The organism is Variovorax sp. YR266 (assembly GCF_900107295.1).
Classification (GTDB): Bacteria; Pseudomonadota; Gammaproteobacteria; order Burkholderiales; family Burkholderiaceae_C; genus Variovorax.
This window is the reverse complement of record NZ_FNPM01000019.1, coordinates 37,298-50,238: the sequence shown is the minus strand read 5'-3', so window position 1 is coordinate 50,238 and position 12,941 is coordinate 37,298. Positions and strand designations below refer to the sequence as shown.

Annotated in this window: 9 protein-coding genes; 5 read left to right on the top strand and 4 right to left on the bottom strand. The window is 66.0% G+C overall.

All coding sequences use genetic code 11. From position 1 onward, the window contains the following. Positions 1–9 precede the first annotated feature (9 nt). Positions 10–852 carry a symmetrical bis(5'-nucleosyl)-tetraphosphatase gene (locus BLW48_RS31815; RefSeq protein ID WP_093179609.1) on the top strand — a complete coding sequence of 281 codons (843 nt, stop codon included), beginning with the start codon at positions 10–12 and terminating at the stop codon, positions 850–852. 19 nt (positions 853–871) lie between these two features. On the opposite strand, the gene BLW48_RS31810 is transcribed toward BLW48_RS31815, so the two are convergent. Next, entirely contained in the window at positions 872–2,428 is a 1,557-nt protein-coding gene (locus BLW48_RS31810; protein WP_093179608.1) for a M20/M25/M40 family metallo-hydrolase, read from the bottom strand. A gap of 121 nt (positions 2,429–2,549) precedes the next feature. Here BLW48_RS31810 and BLW48_RS31805 point away from each other — a divergent pair, with 121 nt between their 5' ends. Further along, entirely contained in the window at positions 2,550–3,467 is a 918-nt protein-coding gene (locus tag BLW48_RS31805) for a LysR substrate-binding domain-containing protein (protein ID WP_093179606.1), read from the top strand. Between the two features lie 10 nt (positions 3,468–3,477). Here the strand turns inward: BLW48_RS31805 and BLW48_RS31800 are convergent, their stop codons facing one another. Then, a complete protein-coding gene (locus tag BLW48_RS31800) occupies positions 3,478–4,191 on the bottom strand; it encodes a GNAT family N-acetyltransferase (protein WP_093179605.1) in 714 nt (237 codons plus the stop codon). A 95-nt stretch (positions 4,192–4,286) separates the two neighbouring features. Between BLW48_RS31800 and BLW48_RS31795 the strand changes: the two genes are divergently transcribed. Together BLW48_RS31795 and BLW48_RS31790 are read left to right on the top strand one after the other, a co-directional pair. Then, the gene (locus BLW48_RS31795; protein WP_093179603.1) at positions 4,287–5,762 is read left to right on the top strand and encodes a MocR-like pyridoxine biosynthesis transcription factor PdxR; all 1,476 of its coding nucleotides are present in this window, start codon (positions 4,287–4,289) and stop codon (positions 5,760–5,762) included. A gap of 170 nt (positions 5,763–5,932) precedes the next feature. After that, the gene (locus BLW48_RS31790) at positions 5,933–7,471 is read left to right on the top strand and encodes a peroxidase family protein (protein WP_093179602.1); all 1,539 of its coding nucleotides are present in this window, start codon (positions 5,933–5,935) and stop codon (positions 7,469–7,471) included. 27 nt (positions 7,472–7,498) lie between these two features. Here the strand turns inward: BLW48_RS31790 and BLW48_RS31785 are convergent, their stop codons facing one another. Further along, positions 7,499–8,416 carry a helix-turn-helix transcriptional regulator gene (locus BLW48_RS31785; RefSeq protein ID WP_093179601.1) on the bottom strand — a complete coding sequence of 306 codons (918 nt, stop codon included), beginning with the start codon at positions 8,414–8,416 and terminating at the stop codon, positions 7,499–7,501. 104 nt (positions 8,417–8,520) lie between these two features. After that, positions 8,521–9,225: a fumarylacetoacetate hydrolase family protein gene (locus tag BLW48_RS31780; RefSeq protein ID WP_093179599.1), complete on the bottom strand. Its 705-nt coding sequence runs from the start codon at positions 9,223–9,225 to the stop codon at positions 8,521–8,523. 380 nt (positions 9,226–9,605) lie between these two features. Between BLW48_RS31780 and BLW48_RS31775 the strand changes: the two genes are divergently transcribed. Further along, the gene (locus BLW48_RS31775) at positions 9,606–12,926 is read left to right on the top strand and encodes a bifunctional diguanylate cyclase/phosphodiesterase (protein ID WP_093179598.1); all 3,321 of its coding nucleotides are present in this window, start codon (positions 9,606–9,608) and stop codon (positions 12,924–12,926) included. Positions 12,927–12,941 lie beyond the last annotated feature (15 nt).

Sequence of the window (12,941 nt, the reverse complement as noted above, 5' to 3'; positions counted from 1 at the left end):
AATGAGGGAATGTCACTTTACTTGATTGGCGACCTGCAGGGCTGCGACGCCCCCCTCGAGCGGCTGCTGCAAAAGATCGATTTCTCCCCCAGCCGCGACACCATCGTGCTGCTGGGCGACCTGGTGAACCGGGGCCCCGATTCGCTCGCGGTGTTGCGCCGCGTGCAGGGCTACGGCGCCTCGGCGCTGAGCCTGCTGGGCAACCACGACCTGCACCTGCTGGGCGTGGCGCACGGCGCGCGCAAGGCCGGCCGCAAAGACACCCTGGCCGAGCTGCTGGCCGCGCCCGACATCGAGGCGCTGCTCGAATGGGTACGCCAGCAGCACATGGCGCTGCACATGCGCATCGGCAGCGGCGATCTGCTGATGGTGCACGCCGGCGTGCTGCCGCAGTGGACGGTGGGCGACACGCTGGTGCTGGCGTCAGAGGTCGAATCGGTGCTGCGCGGGCCGGCGCTGGGCGAGTTCCTGATGTCGATGTACGGCAACGAGCCGGCGCAGTGGAGCTACACGCTCACGGGCAGCGCCCGGCTGCGCGCCATCGTCAATGCACTGACGCGGCTGCGTTTCTGCACGACCGACGGCGTGATGGAGTTCGAAGCCAAGGACAGCGCGGCCACCGCGCCCGAAGGCTTCATGCCCTGGTTCGACGTGCCCGGGCGCAAGACGGCCAACGCCACCGTCGCCTTCGGCCACTGGTCGACGCTGGGCTGGCTCTCGCGGCCCGACCTGCTCTCGACCGACACGGGCTGTGTGTGGGGCGGCTGCCTGAGTGCGGTGCGCATCGGCGCGACGCTGGACGAGCGCGAGCTGATCCAGGTCGAGTGCGAGCAGGCGCAGAAGCCGGGCTGAAGCTCGGCTGAAGGACCTCTCAGAACGCCTGCGTCATCAGCCCGTACACGGTGCGCACGCCACTCACGTAGTTGCCCATGCGCAGGTTCTCGTTGGCTGCATGCTGGTTGTTGTCGGCGTTCACCAGCGGAATGATCGCGAAGGGCACCGGCAGCACGCGCACGATCTCGGCGGTGGGAACCGTGCCGCCCATCATCCGGATGCGCACCGGCTCGGGCTTGGCGCCAAAGGTGTCGCTCAGCGCCCTGTAGGCCCACTGCCCCACGGGCGAGTCGATCTGCGAGCCCGCTGCTTCGCCGCCCTCGCTCTGGTAGGAGAAGCTCGCGAGCTTGTCGTAGCGGCTGCGCTCCTCGTCGGTCGGTTCGCCCTTGACCAGGTGGTAGCCCTGGCGCTCGATGTGTTTCTGGATGAGCTGGCCGAGGTAGGCCGGATCGGAGTCGGGCGTGGTGCGAAGGTCCATCTCGGCCACGGCCTTGTCGGGCACGATGTTGGCCACCTTGTCGCCCACCGCTGCCGCGGCCATGCCGCGCACGTTCAGCGAGGGGTACTGCATCGCCTCCTGGTAGTTGGCGCCGACCTTGTCGGTCTGGGCAATACCCAGACGACGCTTGAGTGCGGCCTCGTCGTCGGGCACGGCGGCCATGATCTTGCGGTCGGCCTCGCCGATCTTCACGTGGTCGTAGTAGCCGGCCACCGTCACGCGGCCCTGATCGTTCTTCATCGAGGCCAGCAGGCTGGCCAGCCGCTGCGCCGGATTGGGCGCGTAGTTGCCATAGTGCCCGCTGTGCAGCGGCACCTTGGCACCGTACACCGTGAGCTGGGCTCTGGCCGCGCCGCGGTTGCCGAACACCAGCGTGGGCCGGTTGGTGGCGTGCATGGGGCCGTCGTGGATCACGATCGCGTCGCAGCGCAGCAGGTCGCGGTGCGCCTGCATCACCTTGCTGATCGACGGCGAGCCTTTTTCCTCCTCGCTGTCGAGGATCACCTTGACGTTGACCGCCGGCTGCCCGCCGCCGGCCTTCAGGGCGTCGATGGCCGCGAGCATCATCATGATCGGCCCCTTGTCGTCGGCCGACGCGCGGCCGAACACGCGCCACTCGGGGTCGAGCGGTCCGCTGAAGAGCGGCGCCGAATCGATCTCTTCCCATCCGCCGTTGGCCGCCTTGCGCTTGAGCACGGGCGTCCACGGGCTCTTTTGCGCCCATTGCGCGGGAATGACGGGCTGGCCATCGAGATGCATGTAGAACAGCACCGTCTTGCGCGCGGGGTCGCTGCCCGGGTATTCGGCATAGAGCATCGGCTTGCCGTCGTTGGGCAACTGCCGCGTGGTGAAGCCGCGCTTGCGGAAGGCCTGCTCCAGCCATTCGACGTTCTTGCGGATGTCCTCCGGCGAGATCGCATCGTTGGGCAAGGACAGAAGCTCGAAGTACTCGCGATAGGTGGCCTGCGCATGGCGCTCGGCATCGGCCGGGGAAAGTTCTGCGGCTGCGGCCATGCAGGTCATGCAGGCGCCTGCGAGCAAGGCCAGTGGGAGCAGCGCGAGCGGGCTGCGCAAGGTTCTGCGCTGTAAGGGCATGGCGGGATCCGCTTTGTGACAGTTGCGAGGCAGTCTAGGCAAACGCGTGCTTTTGAACAATTGCCGATTTTTCGGGATATCTTTGCTTTTTTTGCAACGCAGCCAACCCGCGTCCGCCGCCATGTCCTCCCATCGCCTGCAGGAAACCTCGCTTCGCTACTTTCTCGAGGTGGTCCGCGGCGGCTCGCTGACCGAAGCGGCCACGCGCCTCAACGTCAGTGCATCGGCCATCAGCCGGCAGGTGGCCATGCTCGAGGAGTTGCTGGGCGTGCCGCTGTTCGAGCGCCGCCCGCGCGGCATGGCGCCCAGCGCAGCCGGGGAGCTGCTGGCGGCGCACGCGCGACGCGGTGCGCTGGAAGCCGAGCGCGTTGTGTCCGACATCCAGGGACTGCAAGGCCTGCAGCGCGGGCATGTACGCATCGCCTGCTCGTCGGGCTTCGCGAACGAGTTCCTGCCGCAGGCCATCGTCGCGTTCCGCGCGCTGCACCCCGGCATCCAGTTCGAGCTGGAGGCCTGCGACCCCGCCGACGTGACCGAAGCCGTGCTGCTCGGCGATGCCGACATCGGCCTCACCTACAGCCGCGCCGCGGTAAAGGGCGTTCGGGTGTCGCATCGCCAGGCGGCCTCGGTGTTCGCGCTGATGCGGCCCGACCATCCGCTGGCGAAGCAGCGCAGCGTGACGCTGGCGCAGATGCTGCCGTTTCCCATCGGGCTGTCGGGGCCGGACACCACCGTGCGCCAGCTGTTCGACGTGGCCTGCAGCAACCGCGCAGTGGTGTTCGAGCCCGCGCTGGTGAGCAACCGTTTCGAGGCGCTCGCCAGCTTCGTGCTGCACGGCGGCGGCCTTGCGATTGCCGGCGAGATCACGGTGCGCGAACGCGTGCGGCGCGGCGAGTTGCATGCCGCGGAGATTCGCGAGCGCGGCATGCGGGCGCGCTCGGTCGAGCTGCAGACCTTGGCCGGGCGCACGCTGCCCGAGGTGGTGCGTGCCTTTCTCGACTTCCTGTGCAAGGCGCTGCCTGCGCCCAGTACGCAGTGACGATGCAGGCTCAGGAAGGCAGGCGGAACTTGTCGAGCGACATGCGCTGCTTGCCCTGCGCGTCGAAGTTTTCGGGCGAGAGCCAGCGCTCGAAGGCGGTGCGCAACGCCGGCCATTCGCTGTCGATGATCGAGAACCACGCCGTGTCGCGGCCGCGTCCCTTGTAGATCACGGCCTGGCGAAAGAGCCCTTCGTACTGGAAGCCCAGCCGCAGGGCCGCGCGCTTCGAGGGCTCGTTGAAGTTGTCGCACTTCCATTCGTGGCGGCGGTAGCCGAGTTCGTCGAAGACGAGCTTCATCAGCAGGTATTGCGCCTCGGTGGACATCGGCGTGTGCTTGAGCAGCGGCGAGAAATTGACGGTGCCGACTTCGATGACTCCATTGGCGGGGTCGATGCGCATCAACGCCAACGAGCCAATGGCGCGGCCGCTTTGCCTGTCGATGACGGCGAAGTGCATCGGATCCGTGCTCTTCGCAATGCGCTCGGCGTAGGCCCGGGTGCTGTCGATGTCAGCGGGCCGCTCGATGCCCAGGTAGGTCCAGTCGCGGCCGTCCGGGGCTTGCGCGTAAGCGGCGTACAGGTCGTCGGTGTGCTTTGCTGCATCGAGCGGCTCGAGGGTGCAGAAACGGCCCTCGAGGGAGCGGCGCGGCGGCAGGGAACGCGGGGTCCATTCGGGCAGGCCGGGGCCGATGGACTGGCCGAATTCGTTGTGGCGGACTGGCATGCGGGTGTCTTTCTGAAAAGCTGGAACGGCAAGGTCGGAGGACGTAAAGTACCCGCATCGTGGCTCCAATGAAAGTGCCACGAATACATTATTCGATGGTGCCACGCCCACTCCCTTCCCCCACCGCCCTGCTTGAATCTCCTCTCGTGAAGGAGCGCGACGCTGGCTCGATGCAGCGCCAGCTGCACGATCGGCTCAAGCGCGCCATCCTCGACGGCAGCCTGGCGCCGGGCAGCCGCTTGCCGGGTTCGCGTGCACTCGCCGAGGCGCTCGCCATCTCGCGCAACACCGTCACCGCAACCTACGAGCATCTGGCGGCCGAGGGCTATGTGCGGCCCGACCGGCAGGGCACGCGCGTGACCGAGCTCTCGTCGCCCGCCCTTGCGCCGAAGCGTGCAGGCAAGCCAGCCGCCGCGCTCACCACCGCGCTGCGCCTCGCGAACATCAAGCCCAGCGTGTCACGCGCCGAGACAGACATGGCACTGCGCCCCGGCGTGCCCGCGCTATCGCACTTTCCGTCGGCCGCATGGCGGCGCGCGCTCGACCGGGCGATTCGCGGTGCCGGCTCTGCCGCGCTGGGCTACGGCGACCCGCTGGGCGAGCCGCCGCTGCGCGCGGCCATCGCGCGTCACCTGTCGGTGGCACGCGGCGTACGCTGCGAGCCGCACCAGGTCGTCATTGCCGAAGGCGCACAGGAAGCCATCTCGCTGTGCGTGCGGCTGCTGTCCAACCCCGGCGACATCGGCTGGGTCGAAGACCCGGGCTACCGCGGCGTGAAGGCTGCCATGCATGCGGGCGACATGCGCATCGTGCCCGTGCGGGTCGATGCCGAAGGCCTGTGCGTGAGCGAACGCGACTGGCAGAAACATCCGCCCCGGCTGATCTACACCACGCCCTCGCACCAGTACCCGGTGGGTTCCGTGCTGAGCATCGCGCGCCGCCTCGACCTGATCGCGCAGGCCCGCCTGCATGGCGCGTGGATCATCGAGGACGACTACGACAGCGAGTTCCGCCACACGGGCGAGCCCATCGGTGCGATGCAGGGGCTGGTGGACGACGCGCCCGTGCTCTACGTCGGCACCTTCAGCAAGACGATGTTTCCCTCGCTGCGGCTGGGCTTTCTTGTGCTGCCCGCGCAGTTGATGTCCGCCGTGCAGGCGCCGCTGGAAGAGATGCTGCGCGGTGGGCACCGCCACGAGCAGCTGGCCATGGCCGACTTCATCGAGAGCGGCCAATTCAGCCGGCACCTGGGCCGCATGCGCCGGCTGTACCGCGACCGGCAGCAAGCGTTGCGGCTCGCGCTGAACAAACATTTCAAAGTGCTACACGAGATCGACGGTGGCTACTGCGGCCTACATCTGACGGTGCGTCTACCCGCGCGCTATGACGATCGACTTATCGCGGCCAAGGCGCTGCGCCATCGCATTGCGCCCACACCGCTATCGGGCTTCGCGCTGCAGCCCACGCCGTCGGACAACGGGCTGGTGCTGGGGTATGGCAACACGCCGGCGGAGCTATTCGAGCCGCTGGTGAAGAGGTTGTCGCAATTGGCGCGTGCGGTAGAAATTTAGAACGGCCGGAGAAAGAGTCTGGCTATTCAGTGAGCTCTTCGTCGCAAAGCTTCGCTAGCGCAACCGGCCTACCGCGTGCAGCGTATATGAATTCTTCGGCCGCTTCGTAGGATGCAAGTCCGCTTTGAACATGTTGCTCGAAGCCCCACATACGAAGCAAGGAAACCCTCATGTCCGAAGAAATCGGTGTCGATCCCAAGCACGGCCGAGCCGGCCGCCACCCCACCAAAGGATCGCTGGATGCGCTCTCGGGACATGGCGATCCGGGCATGTTCGGCCGGATGTTCCCTCACCTGGCGCCTCTTTCTGTTTCCGACGACAAGTTGAAGGCGCTCGCCGCTGCAATGCTGGACGACAACAGCAGCGCAGACAACGCACGAGTGCCGGCGGGGTTCACCTATCTGGGCCAGTTCGTCGACCACGACATCACGCTGGATCTGACCTCCATCGGCGACAAGCTGGAGGACCCGACCGGGGTCGAGAACTTCAGGACGCCGGCGCTGGACCTGGACTCGATCTATGGGCGAGGTCCGGACGGCAGCCCACACCTCTACGCCCGCGGCCCCAACAATGCGCCGAGCGCGAAGCTGCTGATCGGCAAGACCACCCTGGGCTTTCAACAGAATGCGGCCGACATACCTGGCGTGTTCCCCAACGACCTTCCGAGAAGCCCCGAGGGCCAGGCCTTGATCGGCGACCATCGCAATGACGAGAACCTGCTGGTCGCACAAACTCATCTGGCCTTCATGAAGTTCCACAACAAGGTGGTGGACCTGCTGATGGCTTCGCCAACGGCTCCCACGCCCGCCGAGCTCTTCTTTCAAGCCCGGCGCGAGGTGACTTGGCACTATCAATGGCTCGTGCTGCACGACTTCGTGGAACGGCTCACCGAAGACGGCATCGTGGCTCGCGTTCTCAACGAGGGCCGCCAGTTCTACCGGTTCAAGAAGACGCCCTACATGCCCGTGGAGTTCTCCGGTGCGGCCTACCGGCTCGGACACAGCATGGTTCGGGAGGTCTACAGCCATAACAGAGTCTTCACCCCGGGCGGGCTCGCACCCGCCTCGCTGGGACTTCTCTTCGCGTTCTCCGGCCTCTCAGGTGGCATCGTGGGTGACCTGGCGCCCAATCCGCTCACCGCTCCGACTCCGATAAGCAAGCTCGCCAGCAACTGGATCATCGACTGGCGGCGCTTCTACGATTTCGGCAACAACCCCCCAGGGGTCACGCTCAATCATGCGCGGCGCATCGATCCTTTCGTCGTCAAGGCGCTGCATACACTGCCTGGCGGTGCCAGCCTGCCATTCCTGAATCTGAAGCGGGGCGTGATGCTCGGACTGCCTTCAGGCCAATCGGTTGCGCAGTCAATGGAAGTGCCCAACCCTTTGACAAGCGCCGAGATCTCGTCCGGCACGGACGGCGCAGTGGCCAAGGCGCAGGGACTGCATGAGCAGACGCCCTTGTGGTACTACATCCTCAAGGAAGCGTCGATCAGAGAGGGTGGCGAGCGATTGGGGCCTGTGGGCGCGCGTATCGTGGCGGAAGTCTTCATCGGATTGGTCCACGGCGATCATGAGTCCTACCTTTGGAAGAAAGGCCCGGACTGGACGCCGACTCTTCCCTCGCGCACGCCTGGGACTTTTACGATGGTGGACCTCCTGCAGCTCGTAGGCGACGTAAGTCCCATCGACGGCGTGACCCAGGCCTGATCAGTCGAGGACTTGATCCGAGGGAAATCAACCTCGCGTATTCACCACGTGGTCGCGCCGGAAGTTGCGCGGCGTGCTACCCACCCACTGCCGAAAGCGCCGGTTGAAATACGCCTCGTCGGTAAAACCGCACTGGTGCGCAATCTCCCGCACCAGCAGCGAGGTGGATGACAACAGCTCCTTCGCCCGCTCGATGCGCCGCTCGGTCACGAGGTCGGTGAAGGTGCGGTCGGTTTCCTTGCGCAGCAGGTTGGCGAGGTAGTTGGGCGAGAGGAATGCAGCGGCCGCTGCATCGGTCAGCGACAGCGGCTTGTCGAGGTTGTCGCGCACGTAGCGCACCACGCGCTGCAACGCGTCTCGCTGCGAGGTCTTGCCGTTGTGCTGGAGCGAAAGGCGCATCAGCGCCTGCTCCTGCCGCATGCAGGCCAGCCCGATGATCTGCTGCACGATGCCACGCATCGCGATCTTGGCGCCGAAGTTGCGGCCCGCGTTCAGTGCGTGCAGCTCGTCGAGCCAGCCGCGGATGCGGGCGAAGTCGGCATCGTCGAAGGCGAAGTCGACGTACTCCTGGAACAGGAAGGGCGCGAGGTCGGGGTAGCGCGCGAGCGACACGTCGTCGAGGTCGAGCGCGTCGACCTCGAGTTCGGGCCACAAAAAGCGCTGGTCGAAGTTGACGATGCAGTACAGCGCCTCGGGCGGATGCGGAATCACGTGCACCCGGTACGGCAGCACGAAGCTCAGGTGGCGCGGCCCGAAGGGGCGCACCTCGCCGCCGATGGCCTGCTGCGAGCTGCCCTCGATGCCGATCTGGATCTGGAAGTACGCATGCCGGTGCGGCAGCGTGAGCTCGTTGCGCGCACCCTGAAAGCGGATGTCGAAGTCGAGGTGGTCGGCACGCTCGTGCATGCCGTAGGTGCGGACGGACGTGGAGGGAGAGGGGCGCATCGGAACAGGCGTGGCGGCAGGCGTCTGCCTGCGAGAGTACGCCAACTTGCCGCCGTGCGAGGCGGCCAGGCCCGGCAGGTCCGATGCGCGGACCGTCCTCAGGCTCAGACGACCACGACTTCCAGCGCACCCACGCCCGCCACCGTGCCGCGCATGCGGTCGCCGCGCTGCACGGCCGCCACGCCGGCCGGTGTGCCTGTGAAGATCAGGTCGCCAGGCTGCAGCATGAACAGGGTCGACAGGTAGGCGATGGTGTCGGGCACGTTCCAGATCATGTCGGCGAGGTCGCCGACCTGGCGTTGCGCGCCATTCACTTCGAGGCGGATCTCGCCGGCCGCCGGATGGCCGGCCTTGGTCACGGGCACCAGCTCGCCGCAGGGCGCCGAGCCGTCGAAGGCCTTGCCGGTGTCCCAGGGGCGGCCCATCTTCTTGGCCTCGCCCTGCAGGTCGCGGCGGGTCATGTCGAGGCCGACGGCATAGCCGTACACGTGGCTGAGCGCATCGGTGGCGGCGATGTTCGATCCGCCGGTCTTGAGCGCGACCACCAGTTCGATCTCGTGGTGCACATCGTTCGAGAGCGTCGGGTACGCGAACTCGCCGCCGTCGGCCACGATGGCGCTGGCCGGCTTCATGAAGAAGAACGGCGGCTCGCGATCGGGGTTGTGGCCCATCTCGCGGGCGTGTTCTGAATAGTTGCGGCCAACGCAGAAGATGCGGTTGACCGGGAAGCGTGCGCGTTCGCCCTGGATGGGCAGCGAGTGAACGGGCGCGGGTGCGATGGCGTAGAGGGTGTCGGTGGCAGAAATCATGTAACAACTCTAGCCAGCGGTGCCCCGCTTCCGGGGGACGCATCTACGCGAGTCTTGGACTTGGCTACGTTTTCGTTTTGACGTCTCTTTTCGGGGCGCGTGCACAGGAGCGCCGTCGCTACGCCGGGCGATCAACCGCCGTTCCCCGAATCGGCAGGTTGATCCGAATGCCAGGTTCCGCCTTGCCAGAGTTGAAACTTAAGCATTCAAACTCGGAATGAGCCGCCCATGCATGTGCTGTTATTGTTGTAACGAATTGCGTGACGCCCTCTCGCCAGCCATATATATTGCGGCAACGAAGCAACCTGCTGCGTTCTCTGCCGTGCCGCACCACTGCACACAGAGCTAACCGGCCTGTACCAACGACAGGATCAAATCCGATGTCAGTGTCCGTCTGGGTCAGGATTCGCTTGCCGCTGGTAATTTTCGTGGCCGGCACGGCGCTGTCGATCGCCCTCGGTGTCTCCGCCCACCAAGAGATCGGGCGTAGTGCCCAGACGCGCTTCGACGCAGCCGCCTTCGATCTGGCTCGCAAGGTCGAGGCCCGCTTCGACGACTACATCGCCGTCCTGATCGGCCTGCGTGCGCGATTCAACACCTCCGATGCCGTGACGCGGAGCGACTTCAGGGACTACGTCGCGGGGCTGAACCTGGCGAGCGCCTACCCCGGTTTCCAGGCTGTCAACTATGCGCCCCGCGTCGCGGCCAACGACAAGCAGGCCTTCGAGGAACGAGTCCGCGGTGATGCCGGCCTCGACGCCGGCGTTGCCTCCGGCTTCGCCATCAAGCCGCCCGGTGGGCGGGACACGTACTACCCGCTGATCTACGTCGAACCGCAGGGCGGCAACGAGAAGCTGCTCGGCAATGACCTGGGCGCGATGCCCGACAGAGGAAACGCGCTCGAGCAGGGGCGCGACACCGGCGGGCTCGTCATGTCCGGCCGCAAGGTCCGCCTCCCGGGTCGCGAGTCCGACATTGGATTGGCGATGCGGCTGCCGGTCTATCGCCCGAGGCAACCGCTCGATACGCTCGAGCAGCGGCGCAGTGCCTACATCGGTTCGGTTGGCGCGGGCTTCAGCATCGCAGGGATGCTGAGCGACGTGGTCGGTACCGATGCCGCGAGGACGTTCCGGTTGCGCCTGATCGATGCCGGGCCGGGTAAGGGGGCGATCGGGACGCGCGTGGAGACCAGGTTTGTAACGCCAACCCCATTCGGCGAGCGGCAATTGCTGTTCGACAGCGCGTCCCTGGCGAAACCCGCTGCCGCACCGGCGCACAGCCTCGAGCGCGTGCTCGGCTTCGAGTTGGGCGGGCACTCCTGGCTGGTGGAAGTCGGCCAGGACGAAAACCAGGTCTTCGGCCCGCTCGACAAGACCATCCCGTGGCTCATCGTCCTTGGCGGCCTGGCTACCAGCATGCTGCTTGCCGGCATCGTCTTTTCGTTGACCACCGCACGCAGCCGGGCCCAGGTCCTGGCGAACAGGATGACCAGCCACCTGCGCAGGAGCGAGCGGCAGCTGGAGGAGGCCCAGCACCTGGCAAGCCTGGGCAGCTGGATCCTCGATCCTGAAACCGGAGCCCTGCAATGCTCCGAAGAAGCCCGGCGCATCCTGGGCTTCGAGGCGGGCCCCTTGCCGCCGGACCTGCCCACGCTGCTCTTGCGCATTCCGCCCGCAGAGCGTTTCGCGGTCGAACAGCGCATCGCAATGGCATCCCGGTCCACGGAACGCAGCGAATTCGAGCATCGTCTGTGCCTGCCCGATGGCACCGAACGCTGGCTCCACGTCATCGCGCAATCGGCCGAAGATGAAGGCAAGAGATTGGTGCGCGGCACCGTGCGCGACGCCACGCAGCCGCGCAAGGATGCGTTGCGCCAGAAGCTCGAATACAAGATCGCCCGGCTGCTTGCCGGTGACGGCAGGACCGAGACGGTGATCGCGCTGGCGCTGGAGGCGGTATGCACCGACCTGCGCTGGGACTGCGGCGCGTTGTGGAGCGTTGGCGACGACGGCCTGGCTCGCTGTGCCGCGGCCTGGCATGCCGACAACGACCCGGCGGTGCAGCGATTCGTCAGCGCCAGCCGGTCGCTCACCTATCGGCCCAGCGAAGGTTCGCTGGGCCGCGCCTGGGGGATCGGTGGCGTTGTGCGAATCGACACGCTGGCGGCTCCGAGCCATTTCACGCGTGATGCGATGGCCCACCAGGCCGGGCTGACCGTCGGCCTCATCGTGCCGATGGCCTCCGCCGATGCGACCACGGCACTGGAACTCTTTGGCTCCAATCCGTACGTTGCCGACGCAGAGACGCTGGAGTCGCTGCGTGTGATCGCCTTGCAGATCGCCCAGTACAAGCAACGCAAGCGGGCCGAGCGGAGCCTTCGCTTCATTGCCAGCCACGACGAATTGACCGGGTTGCTCAATCGCGCCGCGCTGCAGCACGAGCTTGCCCGTGCCATCAGGCGCAGCAACCGCCATCAGAGGCAGTTCGCGGTGATGTTCGTCGACCTGGATCGCTTCAAGCACATCAACGACACGCTGGGCCACGGTGTGGGCGACGAAATGATCAAGATCTGCGGCGAGCGCTTCACGGCGCTGCTGCGCGATACCGATGTCGTGGCGCGTTTTGGCGGCGATGAGTTCGTGCTGGTGCTGGAGAACCTGTCCGGCCCGAAAGATGCCGAGGTGCTCGCCGAAAAGGTGCTGGCCTGCTGCGCCGAGCCTTTCGTGATCGAGGGGCGCGAACTGCACGTCAGCGCAAGCGTCGGCGTGAGCATCTATCCGGAGAACGGCGCCGATGCCGAAGCGCTCCTGAAAAATGCCGACACGGCGATGTACCGCGCCAAGGAAAAAGGCCGCAACACCTACCGGTTCTACGCAGCGAAGATGAATGCGCAGAGTACCGAGCAGCTGATGCTGGAAAGCGCGCTGCGCCATGCCCTGGAACGTGGCGAGCTGGAAATGTATTACCAGCCGAAGATGGATCTGCAGACCCAGCGCATCGTCGGCGTCGAGGCGCTGATGCGCTGGCACCATCCGGTTCTGGGCATGATTCCGCCGATGCAGTTCATTCCGATCGCCGAAGAGATCGGCTTGATCGTGTCCATGGGCAAGTGGGCGCTGGAGAGGGCCTGCGCCGATTCGCGTTCGTGGCAGAAATACGGTTTGCCCGCGGTGCTGGTGAGCGTCAATCTGTCGCCGCGCCAATTCGAAAGCCGCACGCTCATCGCCGACATACGGGCCGTCCTGGAAACCTCGGGCCTGGAGCCGTCGCTGCTGGAGCTGGAAATCACCGAAGGCGCGGTGATGGCGAACCCCGAGCATGCGGCGAAATTGCTCCGGACGATTCGGGACATGGGCGTCAGGCTCGCCATCGACGATTTCGGAACGGGCTATTCCTCGCTCTCTTACTTGAAGCACTTCCCGCTGTCGACGGTCAAGATCGACCGCTCCTTCATCAACGACCTTTCGCAAGACCCCGACGCACGAGCGCTCATCGACGGAATCATCACCCTGGCCCACGGGTTGCGGATGAAGGTGGTGGCCGAGGGCATCGAGACCACAGCCCAGCTCGACTACCTGCGCAGCCACGGATGCGACGAGGCCCAGGGCTATTGGCTGTGCAAGCCCGTACCCGCCGACGAGGCGCGCGATTTCATGGCGCATCACCTGCGCAACCAATTTGCCCCATCGGTAGTGGTCTGACGGCCGAACCTTCGG

What these genes read in the sequence shown, in the direction of transcription:
- BLW48_RS31785 (WP_093179601.1), bottom strand. Translation starts at nt 8,416, where the DNA reads ATGCGCCCCTCTCCCTCCACGTCCGTCCGCACCTACGGCATGCACGAG.
- BLW48_RS31815 (WP_093179609.1), top strand. Translation starts at nt 10, where the DNA reads ATGTCACTTTACTTGATTGGCGACCTGCAGGGCTGCGACGCCCCCCTC.
- BLW48_RS31810 (WP_093179608.1), bottom strand. Translation starts at nt 2,428, where the DNA reads ATGCCCTTACAGCGCAGAACCTTGCGCAGCCCGCTCGCGCTGCTCCCA.
- BLW48_RS31790 (WP_093179602.1), top strand. Translation starts at nt 5,933, where the DNA reads ATGTCCGAAGAAATCGGTGTCGATCCCAAGCACGGCCGAGCCGGCCGC.
- BLW48_RS31800 (WP_093179605.1), bottom strand. Translation starts at nt 4,191, where the DNA reads ATGCCAGTCCGCCACAACGAATTCGGCCAGTCCATCGGCCCCGGCCTG.
- BLW48_RS31780 (WP_093179599.1), bottom strand. Translation starts at nt 9,225, where the DNA reads ATGATTTCTGCCACCGACACCCTCTACGCCATCGCACCCGCGCCCGTT.
- BLW48_RS31795 (WP_093179603.1), top strand. Translation starts at nt 4,287, where the DNA reads ATGGTGCCACGCCCACTCCCTTCCCCCACCGCCCTGCTTGAATCTCCT.
- BLW48_RS31805 (WP_093179606.1), top strand. Translation starts at nt 2,550, where the DNA reads ATGTCCTCCCATCGCCTGCAGGAAACCTCGCTTCGCTACTTTCTCGAG.
- BLW48_RS31775 (WP_093179598.1), top strand. Translation starts at nt 9,606, where the DNA reads ATGTCAGTGTCCGTCTGGGTCAGGATTCGCTTGCCGCTGGTAATTTTC.